Here is a 17,326-nt window from a genome sequence, read left to right as displayed (position 1 = left end):
TCATCACAGGCGAAGGCTTCAGACTTGGGTGTAGACCAGTCCTGTGCTGCGGACCATGTCTTCCCCCTGGCAGAGTTGCGCCAGCCCGCTGGTGTCACAGGGCTGGCCGTTGTGCTCGATACAGAACTCGAATCGGGTCTGGGACTTGATGGGGGTATGGTCCGGATTGGCGGTAGTCGCCTGCCACTGCCACTGTTGCAGCGTTTCTATGGCGACCTCGCTGAACTGTTCGTCACTGCGAGCCAGTACGCGGATCTGCTCGGCTTGACCCGCTTCATTGATCACATACTCGAGTGAGGTGCATCCCATCTTTTCGGCCAGAATGGCCTCCTTGGGATAGCGTGACTCCACTCTGGTCAGGGGGGTCCACTGGGCATTCACATCCGTGATGTTGCTCAGGGGGAGTGAGGTGAGGTGCACGCTCTGGGTCTGGTGACTGCAACCGGTCAATACGCACAGGGCGCCCAGTAAAAGAGTGGCTTTCATGTTCGCTTCCCTTCGTTCGCTTTATTGTTCCTGGCGGGGGCCGCCCGCCGCTCGGCAGGGTTATTAATAAAATATTCAGCTACGAATGAAAACCCTTTGTGGGCGGCAGGCCATAAAAAACCGCCTTTCGGCGGTCTTTTCATCTTTTTCTTACTCAATAGTATCCAATGTCATCCGGGCTCGGTCTGGTCTTGAAGCGGCGATGTAGCCACATGTACTGCTCGGGGGCCTTGCGTACTGCGGCCTCTATCTCTTTGTTGGCACGGGTGGCATCGACCACGTCATCGCCGCTGGGGTAGTCCGCCAGAGGGGCGCCTATGTGCAAGACATAGCCCTCTTTTGTGCGAATGTTGTAGCAGGGCAGGGTAACTGTGTTTTTCACCCGGGCCAGGGTGGCGGTCCCTGTGATGGTGGCCGCCTGCTCAACGGCGAAGTAGGGGACGAACACGCTGGCGTGGGAGCCGTAGTCGTGATCCGGGGCATACCAGAGGGCATCGCCGTTGCGCAGCGCCTTGATCATTCCCTTCACGTCCATGCGGTCCACCAGATATTTGTTGGAGGCGCAGCGACCGTGGTACTGGGCATATTCCAGGACAGGATTGGTGTTGGGGCGGTAGACGCCAACCCCCGGCCTGACCAAGCCGAAGCAGCGGGCGTTGAGCTCCAGCGTCAGAAAATGGCAGGAGAGCAGCAGCATGCCCTGACCCTTTTCCATGGCGGCGATGACGTGCTCTTCCCCTTCTACCTTCATCAGATTGCGCATGCGCCAGTCGGGCCAGAACCAGGCCATACCCACTTCGAAGATGGCGCAGCCAACGCTTTCGAAATTCTGCCTGAGCAGCTTCTCCCGCTCATCCTTGGTCAATTCCGGCATGGCCAGTTCAAGGTTGCGGCGGGCAATTTTGACGCGGGATTTCAACAATACGCGGGCCAGGGTGCCCAGTTGACGGCCCAACCACATCTGGCTGCGCCAGGGCAACAATACCAGCAGCCAAAGCAGGCTGAGGCCAATCCAGCTCCCCCAGTAACGGGGATGGAACAGATGGGGTTCGAGGCGAGGGGCGTGTTCGTGGGCCATGAAAAATCTCTTGTTCGCAATCGCCATGATCTGGAGAGTCCAGCCAAAAAGGGGAGGCGATAAAGGCTCGTGGATATCCTGATTGGATAGTTTTACTGGCAATCGGGGGATTCTAGCCGAAAAGCGGGGTCGGGTGCGAATGGCCTCTCGCCTGGTCAGAGCTGACATGGCTGGTCCATGTCTGCTCACTGTGTCGGCTCACGGTAGCGAAGCAGGGCCGCGTGCTTTTTTCACACCCCGCAAAAGAGTGTGATAAAATCGGCGGCTGATTTTTCAGGTTTTGAGAGTCGATACAGATGAAAATCACCCTGCCCGAGTTTGCAAAAGCCCGCGTTCTGGTCGTTGGCGATGTCATGTTGGACCGCTATTGGCATGGCCCCACCGGCCGGATATCGCCTGAGGCACCGGTGCCTGTGGTCAAGGTTGAGCACATTGAGGAGCGCCCGGGTGGCGCCGCCAACGTGGCCCTCAACTCCGCCGCTCTGGGCGCTCATGCCGTTCTGCTTGGCCTGACCGGTCAGGATGAAGCGGCCGATGCCCTTGCTGGCCAGATGGCTGGCGTCAAGGTCGCCTGTGATTTCGTTCGTCTGGCCGACTATCCGACCATCACCAAGCTGCGGGTGCTCTCCCGCAACCAGCAACTGCTGCGCCTCGACTTCGAAGAGGCTTTCCACGATGTCGACTCCACTCTGCTGATGAACAAGGTGGAGCAGGCGCTGCCCAACAGCGACGTGATGATCCTCTCCGATTATGGCAAGGGAGCCCTCAACGACGTACCCGGCATGATCCAGCGTGCCCGCTCCGCCGGTATTCCTGTGCTGGTCGATCCCAAGGGGACCGAGTTTGAGAAGTATCGCGGCGCCACCCTGCTGACCCCCAACATGTCCGAGTTCGAAGCCGTGGTGGGCAAGGTGAAGGGGGAAGAGGATCTGGTCGCCAAGGGACTGGCGCTGGTCAAGCGTTTCGAGCTGGAGGCCCTGCTGGTTACCCGTTCCGAAAACGGCATGACCCTGATCCGCGAAGGTCAGCCAGAGCTGCACCTGCCGGCCCAGGCCCACGAGGTCTACGACGTGACCGGTGCCGGTGATACCGTCATCTCCACCCTGGCCACCTCGCTGGCCGCCGGCATGAGTCTGGACGAGGCCTGTGCCCTGGCCAATACCGCCGCCGGTATCGTGGTCGGCAAGCTGGGTACTTCCACCGTCAGCCCGGTGGAGCTTGCCAATGCTCTTTACACCGAGCAGGAGACCGGTTTCGGCGTCATGTCCGAGGCCCAGCTCAAGATTGCCGTGCAGGCTGCCCGCCTGCGTGGCGAGAAGGTGGTGATGACCAACGGTTGCTTCGACATACTGCACGCCGGTCACGTCTCTTACCTCGCCAATGCCGGCAAGTTGGGGGATCGCCTGATAGTGGCGGTCAATACCGATGACTCCGTCCGTCGCCTGAAAGGACCCGGTCGTCCGGTCAATTCGACCGACCGTCGCATGGCCGTGCTGGCCGCGTTGGGCGCCGTGGACTGGGTGGTGCCCTTCGCTGAAGATACGCCCCAGCGGCTGATCGCCGAAGTGCTGCCCGACCTGCTGGTCAAGGGGGGGGACTACAAGCCGAAGGATATCGCCGGTTATGATGAAGTGACCGCCAACGGTGGCGAGGTGCGCGTGCTCAACTTCGAAGATGGCTGCTCCACCAGCGACATCATCAAGACCATCCGCGAACGCGGATGAGTCAAAACCCGGCCCCGGCCGGGTTTTTTATGTCTGGCCCGCACCGGAGTATGGAAGTCTCGCGGCGTTCACCAGCCTGTGGCAAGAGAACCGGCCGGTGCGGGCAACAGAAAGCGGATAACAAAAAGGCGACCCTGGGGTCGCCTTTTTACTGGATACGAGTCGGGATCAGGACTTGTTCTTGACCTGAGCGGCGGGTATCAGCCCCTGGTTTACTTCCTCCAGATCTTTCTGCTCCAGCGTGCCGGCGGCCTGCTTGAGGGAGAGGATGCTGAGAATGTAGTTGTAACGGGCTTCGGAGAGCTTCTGCTTGGCCTGGTAGAGCTTGCGGGTAGAGTCCAGCACGTCGACTATGGTGCGGGTACCGACTTCATAGCCCGCTTCGGTGGCCTTGAGGGCGCTGTCGGCGGAGATGACGGACTGGCCGTAGGCGCGTACCGAACCTATGCTGGCGTTCACGTTGTTGTAGGAGGAGCGTACTGTGCTCTGCACTGAGCGGAAGCTGCGCTCCAGCTGCTCGCTGGCCGCCACGTAATTGAACTGGGACTGCTTGACCTGGGAGGTGGTCGCGCCACCTGTGTAGAGCGGCAGCTTGAAGTTCAGGCCTATGTTGCCCTGATTGCTGTTGCTCTCGGGGTTGCGGATCTCGTCTTTGTAGTCGCTATAGGTGCTGGAGAGACCGGCACCCAGATCCAGCGTCGGCTCGTGACCGGTCTTGGCCAGATCGATCTGCTCCTTGGCGATATCCTTGCCGATGCGGGCGCTGTGCAGTTGCAGGTTCTTGTCCAGTGCCAGCTCCAGCCATTTGTCGGAGTTGAACGGCGTCTTCTGCGGGCTGAAACGCTCAGTATTGAGTACGTCCAGCTGACGGTGGTCGATGCCGGTCAGCTCGCGCAGACTCTCGTAGCTGTTGTCCAGCGTGTTCTCGGCATTGATCTCGTCCGCCAGTGCCTGATCGCGCTCGGCCTCGGCCTCATGCACGTCCGTGATGGCGGTCAGGCCCACTTCGAAGCGCTGCTGGGTCTGTTCCAGCTGACGTTCTACGGCGGCCTTGTTGGCGCGGACGAATTCCAGTGTGTCCATTGCCTTGAGCACGTTGAAATAGGCCTGGGCGGTGCGCAGCATCAGATTCTGGATTTCGAGGTTGTAGGCCACGTCGGACTGGGTAGCGCTCTTCTCGGTCAGGTCCAGGTTGACCCAGTTGCTGCGACGATAGATAGATTGATCCAGCGAGAGGGAGCCAGTGGCGTTGCTGTTGGTCTGGGTATCACCCTTGTTTTGCAGGTAGTTCAGGCCGGCTCCCAGCTTGATTTGCGGCAAGAGGGCTGCGCGGGATTCATTGATCTTCTCGAAGGCTTGGTCACGCTTGGCCTTGGATTCCTGCAGTTGGGTGTCCTTGATCTGGGCTTGTTGGTAAATATCGAGCAGGTTCTCGGCGTGGGCGCCGGCGCTGACGCCCAGCAACACCATGGCTGACAAGAGTGTTCTTTTCATAGATCGTTTTAACCTTATGTATTAACCCAAAGCTGTCGCTGGATGAAGGAGGGGTATTGTCACTGAGCAAGCTTGATTTCAGCTTAATCACTCTACTATAAGCAAAATATTATGATAACTGTCTCTTTTCCAGCGACAGGAACGTCAAGCACGAGGGGGAGTTTTCTCCCCCTCGTGCCTAGCCAAATGCCCTGTGACTGCTAAAATCCATCCCTCATCTCCGTCGGGAACGAGTGAATGAATGTTCATTCATGTTCTCGGATTTTATGGTCAAACCGAGCCAAGTCAAGCTGGCGGGAGTCTCGTATGTCGCAGCAAGCCTTGCCCCAAACCCGTCACTATTCTGCTGATGATGTAAAAATTATCGAGAAATCATCGGGATATAACGGCTTCTTCAAAGTAAATGTCTATCGCCTGCAACACAGGTTATTTGCGGGGGGCTGGAATGAGCCCATAGTGCGCGAGCTGTTCGAGCGCGGCCATGCGGCCGCGCTGCTGCCCTATGATCCTGTGCGCGACCAGATAGTGCTGGTGGAGCAGTTTCGCATCGGCGCCATCGAGACCAGTTCCACCCCCTGGCTGCTGGAGCTGGTGGCCGGCATCATAGATGAAGGGGAGACTGCCGAGGTGGTGGTGCGCCGGGAAGCGGTGGAAGAGGCGGGGATTGAGGTCGGTCGCTGCGAGCATGCCATCAGTTATCTGGTGAGCCCGGGCGGCAGTACCGAGCGTATCGAGGTCTATGTGGGCGAGGTGGATGCCAGCAAGGCCGAAGGGATCCACGGTTTGGCGGAAGAGGGCGAGGATATCCGGGTTCACGTGGTGAGTCGTGAACAGGCCTATGCCTGGCTAAAGGAGGGGCGCATCGACAATGCGGCTTCCGTCATCGCACTGCAGTGGCTGGCCCTCAATCACGGCGAGCTGCGGGCTCGCTGGCTGGCGGAGCGCTGAGGTGGTGCGCGTCCAGCAGCAGGGCAAGCGCTATGTGCCTGATTTGATGTCCTTGCAGCGCACCTGCGAGGTGAACTATATGGCCTTGATGAAACTGCTGCCACCCGGTGGCACAGTCGGGGCCGAACGCCGCTATCAGGTGGGCAACGGGTTGCAGTTCCAGCTCATCGTCAGCGAGGAGAGCCGCTTTACCAGTCAGGTGATCCTGGCACAGCACAACCCGGAATTGCCGAGCTACTTGCAGGCTCGCATCGAGATTCGTTTGTATCATGACGTGCGGATGGCGGAAGTGTGTGCGGCGCAACAGATTTCGAGGTTGCAACCACGTTATGATTATCCCAATAAAAAAATGCACCAGCGGGATGAAAAGGAGCAGGTAAATCTGTTTCTGGCCGATTGGCTAAGATTTTGTCTCAGACATGGTACCAGCTTGATCAACATCCTCTAATCCTCTAGTTGAACTTATACAAAGAAGCGTGATTTTGGAAACAGAGCTACCCCAGGCGCAGGACGGCAGTGTGCGCCTGTTACAAATTACCGACACCCATCTCTTCGCGAGTGCCGAGGGGAGGCTATTGGCTGTGCGCACCGCAGAGAGCCTGGCTGCCGTGTTGGAACAGGTGCAGGTCAATGAGTACCCGTTCGACCTGATCCTGGCGACTGGCGATCTGTCGCAGGATCACAGTCCGGAGTCCTACCAGCGCTTTGCCAGCATGATGGCCCCGCTGGCGCGCCCCATCTACTGGTTGCCAGGCAACCACGACGACGGCCCCCTGATGACCGAGTACCTGCATGCGGCCGGGATCAGCGAGGCCAAGCAACTGGTGGGCGAACACTGGCAAGTGATGCTGCTGGATACCCAGGTACGCGGCAAACCCCATGGCGTGCTGGGGGATCACCAACTGGCGGCGCTGGACAGTGCACTGCGTCAACATCCCGAGCGCCACGCCCTGATCGCCCTGCACCATCAGGCTGTGCCGGTCGGTTGCGCCTGGCTGGATCAGCACAATCTCAAGAATGCAGACGACTTGTTCGCCGTGCTGGCTCGTCATCCCCAGCAGAAAACCATCTTGTTTGGCCATGTCCATCAGGAGTTTGACGAGGTGCACCGCGGGGTGCGGCTGATTGCCAGCCCCTCCACCTGCATCCAGTTCAAACCGCTCAGCGATGGTTTCGCGCTGGATGAGTCCGGCCCGGGCTGGCGCTATCTCACCCTGCATCCCGATGGCCGGGTGGCGAGCCAGGTGTGGCGCCTGCCAGTGGGGCAGTTTGTGCCAGACCCCGATGCCACCGGTTATTGAGGAGAGCATTGCATGAAGTCGGTTCTCCTTTATCTGCACGGTTTCAACTCTTCGCCAGGCTCTGCCAAGGCACAGCAGATGGCTGCCTGGGTGGCCGAATACAGACCCGACATCGAGGTCATTATTCCGGCCCAGCCCAATACGCCTGCCGCTGCCTGGGCTGCCATCGAACAAATCATCGAAGATGTCAGTACCCGTCATGGCGCCCATCTCAAGCTCGGCGCCGTGGGCAGCTCGCTCGGCGGTTTTATGGCGACCCGGGTGGCCGAGCGCTATGGCTGCCGCGCGGCCCTGATCAATCCGGCGGTGCGCCCCCATGAGCTGCTCTGCGACTATCTGGGCCCCCAGACCAATCCTTATACCAACGAGCGCTATGAGCTGCTGCCGGTACACATGGACGAACTGAAGGCACTGGCGGTATCTGTGGTGGCGCCTGAACGGCTCTGGATCCTGCAACAGCAGGAGGACGAGGTGCTCGACTATCGCAAGGCGCTGACCGAATATCAGTTCGCCCGTCTCTCGCTGGAGTGCGGCGGCAATCACGCCTTCACCGGGTTTGAACGCTATCCCGCCCAGATCATCCACTTCCTCGGGCTCTAGCGATGCAACCGCCGCTGGCCACCTTTCTGGAACAGGTGCTGGCCACAGCGCAGGCCGGCCTCACCTACTCCAGGGATCCCTTCGAGATTGGCCGCTTTGAGGCGCTCAGAGCGGCCACGGTCGCCCTGATTGCCAGTCATAGCGACCTGAAACCGGACGCCATCGCCGAGTGGATCGACCTCGATCGCGGCTACCCCACTCCCAAGCTGGATGTACGAGGCCTTATCGTTGATAAGGCTGGCCATATCCTGCTGGTGCAGGAGCGCAGCGACGGTTGCTGGACCCTGCCCGGCGGCTGGTGTGATATCGGGGACTCGCCAGCCGGTGCCGTGGTGCGCGAGGTCGTTGAAGAGACTGGCCTCGAATGTCGGGCCGTGCAGCTGCTGGCTCTGTTCGACAAGCTCAAGCACCCCCATCCGCCCCAGCTGCCCCACGCCCACAAGGCTTTCTTTTTGTGCGAGGTGATCGGCGGTCAGCTGCTCGGCGAAACCGATGAAACACAAGGTGCAGGTTACTTCCCCATCGACGACTTGCCTGAACTCTCCCGTCATCGGGTGGTGGCGTCCCAACTGCGCACCCTGCATGGCCATCTGTTGCAAGGACGGCGCGATACCCTGTTCGACTGACCCGATTGGAGGGCGCATCAGCTAGCAAGGAGGCTGGATGATCAAACGCATTGGCAATACCCGGATTGAGGAAAAGCACAGGGCCAGCTGCCACTGCGGGGCCGTGGTACTGGAACTTACCTTGCCGGATGGGGTGGTGGATCCCCGTCGCTGCGACTGCTCCCTCTGCCGGCGACGGGGCGCCATCGTCGCCTCTGTGCCGCTGGACGGCATACGCATCCTGCAAGGGGAGGTCGAACTGCGCTGCTACCAGTTCAACACCCGCACCGCAAAGCACTACTTCTGCAGCGTCTGCGGCATCTATACCCATCATCAACGTCGATCCAACCCGGCCGAGTATGGTTACAACCTTGCCTGTCTGGAGGGGGTCAACCCGTTCGAGCTGGCTGAGGTGCCGCTGCGCGACGGGATCAACCATCCGGCGGATCGAGGGAAATAGCCACAAGGGCGTCATCCGCAGATGTCATCATCAGGGTGGCAGCGTCTTTTGGTTTCAATGTCTCCTTCTCCAGGCTGACACAGGCACTCTCTGTGGCGTCAGGCGCATCTGATCCCGGCTCAGTATCTTGTCGGCCCCTGTCTGGATCACCCTTTCCCGCCGTCGGGTTTGTCCAAGGCCCTCCCAACGAGTAAGATTCTCCCCAAACGTCAATTCGCAAGGCCCTCCATGTCCACTCAATACAATGCGGATGCCATTGAGGTCCTCAATGGCCTCGAACCGGTGCGTCGTCGCCCCGGCATGTACACAGACACCACCCGGCCCAATCACCTCGGCCAGGAGGTCATCGACAACAGCGTCGATGAGGCGCTGGCGGGCCACGCCCGTACTCTGGAGGTGACCCTGTTTGAAGACCAGTCCCTCGAGGTGATCGATGATGGCCGCGGCATGCCGGTCGACATTCACCCGGAGGAGGGGGTGTGTGGTGTGGAGCTGATCCTCTGCAAGCTGCACGCGGGGGGCAAGTTCTCCAACAAGAACTACCAGTTCTCCGGCGGTCTGCACGGGGTGGGCATTTCTGTGGTGAACGCCCTCTCCGATCGGGTCGAGGTGACGGTGCGCCGCGATGGCCAGGTCTATGACATCGCCTTCGAGCGCGGCGACAAGGTGCAGGAGCTGACCATCACCGGCACCTGCGGGCGCCGCAACACTGGCACCCGGGTGCGCTTCTGGCCGCAAGCGAGCTATTTCGACTCGCCCCGCTTCTCGGTCACCAAGCTGGAGCACTTGCTCAAGGCCAAGGCCGTGCTCTGCCCCGGCCTCACCATCAAGTTCCTCGACAAGAACACCGGCATCAAGCTGGAGTGGTGCTACGAGGATGGCCTCAAGGATTACCTGGTCGATGCGGTCAAGCAGTTCACCTGCCTGCCGGAGCAGCCCTTCGTCGGCGCCTTCAGCACAGAGCAGTCTGCGGTGGACTGGGCGCTGTGCTGGTTGCCGGAAGGGGGTGAGTGCCTCGCCGAATCCTATGTGAACCTGATCCCGACGCCGCAGGGCGGTACTCACGTCAACGGCCTGCGTCAGGGCCTGCTCGACGCCATGCGCGAGTTCTGCGAGTTCCGCAACCTGTTGCCGCGCGGGGTCAAGCTGACCCCTGAAGACATCTGGGATCGCTGCGCCTACATCCTCTCCATCAAGATGCAGGATCCCCAGTTCGCCGGTCAGACCAAGGAGCGGCTGTCGTCGCGCCAGAGCTCGGCCTTCGTGTCGGGGGTGGTGAAGGACTCCTTCAGCCTGTTCCTCAACAGCAACACCGAGCTGGCGGAGCAGATCGCCGAGATCTGCATCTCCAGCGCTCAGCGCCGGTTGCGCGCCGCCAAGACGGTGGTGCGCAAGAAAATCACCCAGGGCCCGGCGCTGCCCGGCAAGCTCACCGACTGCAACTGCGCCGACCCCATGCAAGGTGAATTGTTCCTGGTGGAGGGTGACTCAGCGGGCGGCAGCGCCAAGCAGGCGCGGGATCGCGAATTTCAGGCCATCATGCCCCTGCGCGGCAAGATCCTGAACACCTGGGAGGTGGAGGCTGGTCAGGTGCTCGCCTCGCAAGAAGTACACGATATCTCTGTGGCTATCGGCCTGGATCCGGACTCCGAAGATCTCTCCGGCCTGCGCTACGGCAAGGTGTGCATACTGGCGGATGCGGACTCGGACGGTCTGCACATCGCCACCCTGCTCTGCGCCCTGTTCGTGAGGCACTTCCGCACCCTGGTCAATCATGGCCACGTCTATGTGGCCATGCCGCCGCTCTACCGGATCGACATCGGCAAGGAGGTGTTCTACGCCCTCGATGAGGACGAGAAGAACGGCGTGCTGCAGCGGGTCGAGGCCGAGAAGAAGAAGGGCAAGGTGATGGTGACCCGATTCAAGGGTCTGGGCGAGATGAACCCGAAACAGCTGCGGGAAACCACCATGGATCCCAATACCCGCCGTCTGGTGCAGCTCACCATGGGCGAGCTGGAGGAGGGGGACGAGACCCTGCAACTGATGGACATGTTGCTGGCCAAGAAACGTGCCCCGGATCGCCGCGAGTGGCTGGAAGAGAAGGGCAACCTCGCCATCATCTAAGCCGTCGGCTGGTCCTGTGCGGGCCAGCAAGCATTTAGCCGGAGTCGCCCTGTGGCGGCTCCCGAACCGAAAGAGAACTATCACATGAGTGATGCTATCGAGCTCAGTCTGGACGGGGTAGAGCGCCAGCCAATGCGCACCTTTACCGAACAGGCTTACTTGAACTACTCCATGTACGTCATCATGGATCGGGCCTTGCCGCACATCGGCGATGGCCTAAAACCCGTGCAGCGGCGCATCATCTACGCCATGAGCGAGCTGGGTCTGTCGGCCCTCTCAAAGCACAAGAAATCCGCCCGTACCGTGGGTGACGTGCTGGGTAAATACCACCCTCACGGCGACAGCGCCTGTTATGAAGCCATGGTGCTGATGGCCCAGCCCTTCTCCTACCGCTACCCGCTGGTGGACGGTCAGGGCAACTGGGGGGCGCCGGACGATCCCAAATCCTTCGCCGCCATGCGTTATACCGAGGCGCGGCTGTCGCGCTTCTCCGAGCTGCTGCTCTCCGAGCTCGGCCAGGGCACTGTGGACTGGACGCCGAACTTCGATGGCACCATGAAAGAGCCGGTGGTGCTGCCCGCCCGCCTGCCGCACATACTGCTCAACGGCATCACAGGCATAGCCGTGGGCATGGCGACCGACATTCCGCCCCACAACGCGCGGGAAGTGGCCTACGCCTGTGCCGAGCTGCTCGACAACCCCAATGCCGGGCTGGATGCGCTGATGGCGCACATTCAGGGGCCGGACTACCCGACCAGCGCCGAGATCATCACGCCGCGCGATGACATCCGCAAAATCTACGAGACCGGCAAGGGCTCCATCAAGCAGCGGGCTGTGTGGAACGAGGAGGATGGCGACATCGTCATCACGGCGCTGCCCCATCAGGCCTCCGGCGCCAAGATCATGGAGCAGATCGCCGCCCAGATGGTGGCCAAGAAGCTGCCCATGGTCACCGACCTGCGGGACGAATCGGACCACGAGAACCCGACCCGTCTGGTGATCATCCCCCGCTCCAACCGGGTGGACATGGAGGCGCTGATGGCCCACCTGTTCGCCACCACGGATCTGGAGAAGAACTATCGCGTCAACCTCAACATACTGGGGCTGGACAACCGCCCCCAGGTGAAGACCCTCAAGATGATCCTCTCCGAGTGGATCATTTTCCGCCGCGAGACGGTGCGCCGTCGCCTGCAGTATCGCCTCGACAAGGTGCTGGCTCGCCTGCACATCCTCGAAGGCTTGCTGGTGGCCTATCTCAACATCGACGAGGTGATCGAGATCATCCGCACCGAGGATGAGCCGGGCAAGGTGATGGTGGAGCGCTTCAACATCAGCGAGACCCAGGCCGAGGCTATCCTCGAGCTCAAACTGCGCCATCTGGCCAAGCTGGAAGAGTTCAAGCTGCGTGCCGAGCAGGACGAACTGGCCATAGAGCGCGACAAGCTCGAACTGCTGCTGGGCTCCGAGCGTCGCCTCAACACCCTGCTCAAGAAGGAGCTGCTGGCGGATGCCGAGAAGTACGGCGACGATCGCCGCACTCCGCTGGTGGAGCGTGCCAGCGCTGTGGCACTGACCGAAAAAGAGCTGACCCCAAGCGAGCCGGTCACTGTCATTCTCTCCGATAAAGGCTGGGTTCGGGCCGCCAAGGGCCACGACGTGGACGTGGCAGGCCTCTCCTACAAGGCGGGTGATGGCTATCTTGCCCACGCCTGCGGTCGCAGCAATCAGCAGGCGGTGTTCCTCTCCACCTTGGGGCGCACCTATGCACTGGAAGCCCACACCCTGCCATCTGCCCGCAGTCAGGGTGAGCCGCTCACCGGCCGCTTTGCGCTGGGCGCAGGGGAAGAGGTGCGCCATCTGGTGATGGGCAACGAGGGGGAACCGTATCTCATCTGCTCGGATGCCGGTTACGGCTTCGTCTGTACCTATGACGATCTCATCGGCAAGAACAAGAACGGTAAGGCGCTGCTCACAGTGCCGGAAGGGGGCCTGGTGATGGCTCCCCAGAAGATTGGTTCGCCGGAGACCGATCTCTGCATGGCCATCTCCAACGAGGGGCGCATGCTGTTGTTCCCGCTCAACACCCTGCCGGTGCTCGGCAAGGGCAAGGGTAACAAGCTGATCAGCATACCGTCGGCGCGAGTCAAGGCGCGGGAAGAGTTTATGGTGATGGCCGCCATTATCCCGCAGGGGCAATATGTCACCCTGTTCGCCGGCAAGCGCAAGCTGACCCTCAAACCTGCCGATCTCGACTACTACCGCGGCGAACGCGGCCGCCGCGGCGCCAAGCTGCCCCGTGGCTTGCAGCGGGTAGACCGCATCGAGATTGAACCCGCCGCCGAGCCGGTCGTGGAGGAAAGTCAGGAAGGGTAATTAATATAGAAAGGGCGCGAAAGCGCCCTTCTATATATGTTTAAAATAAGCATTAAGGTCTGAAATAGACAATAGGGTTATATTCTTAATTTCAATCCCACAAGAACTTAAATTTTTCTTGTGTTCTTCCATATCCTTATCATTGTAGTAACTTACTACCCACTGACAATTGTCTGATACATTGTCTTTTATTTTTATAAAATAAGGGTGATCTACACAACCAATGGAGTGGCCAATAATTAACACTCGCTCTAGATTAGATAAGGATGAAAAGAAAATACTGTTTTTATTTATTATTTCTACAACTGGTTTCTTCAGTGCACTTAACGGATATCTAGAGGATGCGATTGCATCACTAAATGGCGTTCTTAGACTTTCGCCACTTTCATCAAATTCTAGTTCTTCATCGATATTCAAACCATGTCCAAAAATCAAGTCATCATATCTTTCTGCACAGCCATGTATATAAAGAATCGACTCTTTTGAGATGTTGTATATTTTCTCTAAGGTTGTTGTGTAGTTAAATGATAGATACAACGAGTTAGATTCTAGGTTTAGACGTTCAGCTATTTCATTGGGATCTATTTCAATGGAATTTATCCACTCTGAAAATGCATCTTGTAAATTCGATACTATGTTTTCTGTTTGTTCGGCAAGTTCATCTTCTAGCCCATATAACATACTGAGTTTAAATTTTTCATCCCCAATATCTAAATGATCGCATTCACTAAAAATAATCTCAGAATCATATTTTCCTAAGTTCTCTTCAAAGTTATGCCAAGGGGTTTCATCATGGTTATTTGGGAAATAATCGGACAAGCCATCAAGCAGCTCATTATTTTCTTGGTGAAAATAAGAGTAACTTGTTGGTAACCTATGGTGAAGGTCAAAACCATTTCCTATTACATATAGAGTTATCATATTTCCCCATCTAATTTTGGATAATCGGAAGAGTAATTAAATTTTTTAATTATCATTTAATTAACAAAATTAAAAGTGAAAGTATTATAGAGAATACTAACGTATAATTTATTTTCTTGTTTGTTTCATACACCAAGCGAAGTGTATAGTCTAATTTTTCGTTGGTTTTTTCGATCAGCTTTGTTCTGTGATAAAGAATTTCACCTAATAGGTAGCTTCTACATTTATTAGTTGCAACAAGGTCTATTGCAATCTCATATAAATGAGTTCTTTCCAGATTTATTATGTTAGTATCATACATGGTATAAATTTCAAAAAAAGGTGCATTTAAGATATCATTTGTACCAAAGTAGGACGATACGAAAATTCCATTCCAGTTAAACTCTTTTATTTTTAAGTGGTTGTCGTATTTTTTAGCATTTATTAGCCTTTTTATGAATTCACATTTCACCAAGACTCGAACATAAGCATCAACAGCTTTTTCTATTCCATATCTCTCATTGTAATTAGTGTCATTACTCTCGAATTTAAGGAGGGTTTGATATAGTTTAAATTCGATATCATTTTTGTTAAAAAGCCAACTTTCTTTACAGTCATTTTTTAATGAAAAAATTTGGAAAGGAGTTAGTTCTGTTGTTATAAGTGAATGGTCAATCTCGGCGTGACGATATAAATCGTGAAAAGAGAGGGCTTTTTCTTCCATGTTATTTCTGATCTGGCTGTTAGTGTTTTTATGAGATGGATTGTTGTTTAATTTGCGTGTTGTGAATGAATTTTTATTTCATAAAATGTAACCGTTGAAGTTATTTAAATATCTAGTAATAGTTTACCTGAACTGACTGATTTCTTATCGTGATCCCTGTCTGATTTTTTATCTAGCGAAAACAGGTTGCCGTAATTCTGCTGGTGCTCCAGCTGATCTCTTCTCTATGTCTATAGCCACCGAGATTGCGGTGCGGACGACTACGCTTCGCTAATCGACCCTACTTCTCTCTGTTTTCTTTAACGTTATGCTGCTTGTCGGTGGCTTCTGTTGTGATTGGGTGTGCCCCATCATCCCCAGCCCTTCTCCCCCTGTTTATGGCAAAGAGAGGGAGAGGGGAGCCCAGATCGCAGCGATTTTGGAATGGCGTGACAGCTACGGCCAAAGGTTGGCAGGTACTTGTCCCCTCTCCCCTTGGGAGAGGGTTAGGGTGAGGGGAGGTAACCGTCGGGTGCAATGAACAAGGTGAATTGCACCGTGATTGACCCCGCGAGGTTGCCGGTGCAATGCGCTTCGCTTATTGCACCCTACGTCCTACCCGGCGGCGTGAGCGCCCAGAAAAGCCGCCATGATGGTAAACAGCAGCCAGTCATTGATAATGTGTGCGCCGGTTGATACCCAAATGTTTTTGGTAATGATGTAGCCACTTAGCAGCACAATGCGGGCCGTCCCGATGACCAGAAAACATTGCACAAAATTCCACTCATAAGTGGGCAGATGCAACGCACCGAAGATAAGCGCAGTACAGAGCCAGGCGGTAATAATGGCACGCTTGCGCGTCATGGCGAGTGTTTGGTGACAAAACCAGAGCACAGCCAGAAACGGCAATATGGAGACCACCTCCTCACCGAAGAGTTGCGGGACCGTTTTTAAATAAAAGAGGATGAGTGCCGTATCGGATGCCCCTGCCAGCAGAGTATTGACCGGATTGGTATTCATCTTGAAAAGCAGCTGCAGCAAGATTGCAACGGTAAAGGAGACCAGAATATTGGCGCCAACAATGGCCACCATCAACAGAACATCCCGCCATGTCGGCGTGCGAAACAGTGCTCGCCACCCTTTACCCACCATCATGGCGAGCACAGCCAGTGGGATAAGCGGGAACAGGATGGCGGGAACAAAGCCACCCATGGTGGTTTTAAAAAATGCGACAGGCACCGTCAGCATCGAGAAACCCAGGGCTACACCAAGCAGGATCAGTACCCAGCGACGGGCAGATAATGCATGGGGCCCCTCGCGATAAAAGGGAAAATCCCCGGCACTTTTGCGCTCGAAACCATAGTAATCACTGTCATTCAATACCGGTATTGCTGCAGATTGATGCTCACGCATGGTGACCCTCGATATTTCAATTTGTTGTCCTGGAAACAACCCTATACCAGATGGCTAAGTTAATTGGCGGCTCTTGCATCTTTATTTAAATGCCAACCATCAAGGTGTAAATCCCTTCTTTCGCGGGCTCACGCCTTCCTGACAGCCGCTTCATTCGGCCCGTAGCACCATGACTGACACCCCATCGACTTCACATATGCTGCTGGTGCAATAAACAAGGTGAATTGCACCGCCGAGCCTTCAATTATTGAAATTCCACGCTATGGGCAGCTCAAGGTCGAAGACAAGCTCATCACCTTCCAGGCGAAAGGGCACGCTGGTCTGGTGCTGGTCATATTCGTCGATAAGGCGGCAGCCCTCGGCGAAATTGGATTCGTAGTTGAGGCGGGCGCTGCCCCCTGTGTAAGCCTTGTCGAGCTCCACCCCCAGTACCCGCAGCGGATCTTTCTGGCTGAGCTTGACCCGATTGTCACCCACATCTACCAGTCGTTCCAGCAGGGGGAAGAAGTCCTGTTTGTGGGCCTCTATCGCCCGGGCGATGGCCTGCTCCCGCTCGGCCTGAGTGGTAAAGGTGCCCGCCAGTCTATATCGGGTCTGGATCCGCTCCTGGGTCATCTTCCTCTCCTTCTCGTTTGTGCCCTATCTGGGCCTGTCGGTAAACCTTATCAGATGCAGATGCAAAGTATCAGGCGGGGATCCGACCATTGCGCATCAGCGCCCGGCGGATGTTCTTGCACAGCTTGCCAAAGCGGTTGAGCTCGTCGAAGGAGGGGGGAATGCCGCTATCTATCTGATATTGCCAATAGGATAAGTCAGTGTCGACCAGCTCCATCAGCTTCTTGGGGCAGCCGATGCAGCTATTGTCTGGTCCGCATCTGAAGGTATCCGGCTGATAGAGCGGAAATTCCTGCTTCACTGCATCGATGATCTGCTGCATCGCGGTAATACGGTCGGGTTTTCTGCTCACAGCATGGCCCCTGCTGCTGGTATGGGGGATTCATTATATTCCTTACATTCTATGGACCAATGACGCTAACGAGGTAGTTCCTATGGGGATTCGATAGGAATACCGGACTTTCCCCCGTCTTCGGCTCACCATCTGGGAGGGAGGCATCGG

The 17,326-nt window shown here is 56.7% G+C and carries 17 protein-coding genes; 9 read left to right on the top strand and 8 right to left on the bottom strand.

Annotation, left to right across the window (positions count from 1 at the left end):
- Positions 1-18: 18 nt before the first annotated feature.
- The gene (locus tag GWQ31_RS10890; RefSeq protein ID WP_021140556.1) at positions 19-486 is read right to left on the bottom strand and encodes an energy transducer TonB; all 468 of its coding nucleotides are present in this window, start codon (positions 484-486) and stop codon (positions 19-21) included.
- A gap of 154 nt (positions 487-640) precedes the next feature.
- Positions 641-1,564 carry an LpxL/LpxP family Kdo(2)-lipid IV(A) lauroyl/palmitoleoyl acyltransferase gene (gene lpxL / locus GWQ31_RS10885; protein ID WP_169046854.1) on the bottom strand — a complete coding sequence of 308 codons (924 nt, stop codon included), beginning with the start codon at positions 1,562-1,564 and terminating at the stop codon, positions 641-643.
- A gap of 296 nt (positions 1,565-1,860) precedes the next feature.
- On the opposite strand from lpxL, the gene hldE reads away from it, so the two are divergent.
- Entirely contained in the window at positions 1,861-3,288 is a 1,428-nt protein-coding gene (gene hldE, locus GWQ31_RS10880; RefSeq protein ID WP_265421024.1) for a bifunctional D-glycero-beta-D-manno-heptose-7-phosphate kinase/D-glycero-beta-D-manno-heptose 1-phosphate adenylyltransferase HldE, read from the top strand.
- A gap of 168 nt (positions 3,289-3,456) precedes the next feature.
- Here hldE and tolC read toward each other — a convergent pair whose 3' ends face one another.
- A complete protein-coding gene (tolC, locus tag GWQ31_RS10875; protein WP_159165534.1) occupies positions 3,457-4,782 on the bottom strand; it encodes an outer membrane channel protein TolC in 1,326 nt (441 codons plus the stop codon).
- A gap of 306 nt (positions 4,783-5,088) precedes the next feature.
- On the opposite strand from tolC, the gene nudF reads away from it, so the two are divergent.
- The 8 genes from nudF to parC all read left to right on the top strand — a co-directional run bounded on the left by nudF (position 5,089) and on the right by parC (position 13,193).
- Positions 5,089-5,730 (top strand): ADP-ribose diphosphatase, encoded by a 642-nt coding sequence (gene nudF / locus GWQ31_RS10870; RefSeq protein WP_005313918.1) that lies wholly within the window; start codon positions 5,089-5,091, stop codon positions 5,728-5,730.
- Positions 5,731-5,776: 46 nt separating this feature from the next.
- Complete coding sequence (locus GWQ31_RS10865; protein ID WP_059111820.1) at positions 5,777-6,178, top strand: DUF1249 domain-containing protein; 402 nt, start codon at positions 5,777-5,779, stop codon at positions 6,176-6,178.
- 34 nt (positions 6,179-6,212) lie between these two features.
- Positions 6,213-7,031 (top strand): 3',5'-cyclic-AMP phosphodiesterase, encoded by an 819-nt coding sequence (gene cpdA / locus GWQ31_RS10860; RefSeq protein WP_275909343.1) that lies wholly within the window; start codon positions 6,213-6,215, stop codon positions 7,029-7,031.
- Between the two features lie 12 nt (positions 7,032-7,043).
- Positions 7,044-7,631 carry a YqiA/YcfP family alpha/beta fold hydrolase gene (locus tag GWQ31_RS10855; RefSeq protein WP_275909342.1) on the top strand — a complete coding sequence of 196 codons (588 nt, stop codon included), beginning with the start codon at positions 7,044-7,046 and terminating at the stop codon, positions 7,629-7,631.
- Between the two features lie 2 nt (positions 7,632-7,633).
- The gene (locus GWQ31_RS10850) at positions 7,634-8,257 is read left to right on the top strand and encodes an NUDIX hydrolase (RefSeq protein WP_275909341.1); all 624 of its coding nucleotides are present in this window, start codon (positions 7,634-7,636) and stop codon (positions 8,255-8,257) included.
- A gap of 37 nt (positions 8,258-8,294) precedes the next feature.
- Positions 8,295-8,696 carry a GFA family protein gene (locus GWQ31_RS10845; protein ID WP_275909340.1) on the top strand — a complete coding sequence of 134 codons (402 nt, stop codon included), beginning with the start codon at positions 8,295-8,297 and terminating at the stop codon, positions 8,694-8,696.
- A 228-nt stretch (positions 8,697-8,924) separates the two neighbouring features.
- Complete coding sequence (gene parE, locus GWQ31_RS10840; RefSeq protein ID WP_275909339.1) at positions 8,925-10,820, top strand: DNA topoisomerase IV subunit B; 1,896 nt, start codon at positions 8,925-8,927, stop codon at positions 10,818-10,820.
- Between the two features lie 84 nt (positions 10,821-10,904).
- Complete coding sequence (gene parC / locus GWQ31_RS10835) at positions 10,905-13,193, top strand: DNA topoisomerase IV subunit A (RefSeq protein WP_275909338.1); 2,289 nt, start codon at positions 10,905-10,907, stop codon at positions 13,191-13,193.
- 30 nt (positions 13,194-13,223) lie between these two features.
- Here the strand turns inward: parC and GWQ31_RS10830 are convergent, their stop codons facing one another.
- From GWQ31_RS10830 to GWQ31_RS10810, 5 genes are all read right to left on the bottom strand, one after another.
- Positions 13,224-14,114 carry a bacteriophage abortive infection AbiH family protein gene (locus tag GWQ31_RS10830; protein WP_275909337.1) on the bottom strand — a complete coding sequence of 297 codons (891 nt, stop codon included), beginning with the start codon at positions 14,112-14,114 and terminating at the stop codon, positions 13,224-13,226.
- Positions 14,115-14,166: 52 nt separating this feature from the next.
- Complete coding sequence (locus tag GWQ31_RS10825; protein WP_275909336.1) at positions 14,167-14,817, bottom strand: hypothetical protein; 651 nt, start codon at positions 14,815-14,817, stop codon at positions 14,167-14,169.
- A gap of 594 nt (positions 14,818-15,411) precedes the next feature.
- Positions 15,412-16,209 (bottom strand): CPBP family intramembrane glutamic endopeptidase, encoded by a 798-nt coding sequence (locus GWQ31_RS10820; RefSeq protein ID WP_275909335.1) that lies wholly within the window; start codon positions 16,207-16,209, stop codon positions 15,412-15,414.
- A 240-nt stretch (positions 16,210-16,449) separates the two neighbouring features.
- Positions 16,450-16,824, bottom strand: a complete 375-nt coding sequence (locus tag GWQ31_RS10815) for a hypothetical protein (protein WP_275908264.1) — start codon at positions 16,822-16,824, stop codon at positions 16,450-16,452.
- Positions 16,825-16,894: 70 nt separating this feature from the next.
- Positions 16,895-17,146, bottom strand: a complete 252-nt coding sequence (locus GWQ31_RS10810; protein ID WP_345893584.1) for a hypothetical protein — start codon at positions 17,144-17,146, stop codon at positions 16,895-16,897.
- Positions 17,147-17,326: the final 180 nt, after the last annotated feature.

The organism is Aeromonas sp. 2MA4, assembly GCF_029237305.1.
Classification (GTDB): Bacteria; Pseudomonadota; Gammaproteobacteria; order Enterobacterales; family Aeromonadaceae; genus Aeromonas; species Aeromonas salmonicida.
Note: the sequence above shows the minus strand (reverse complement) of the source record. Positions and strands in the feature narration are given on the sequence as shown.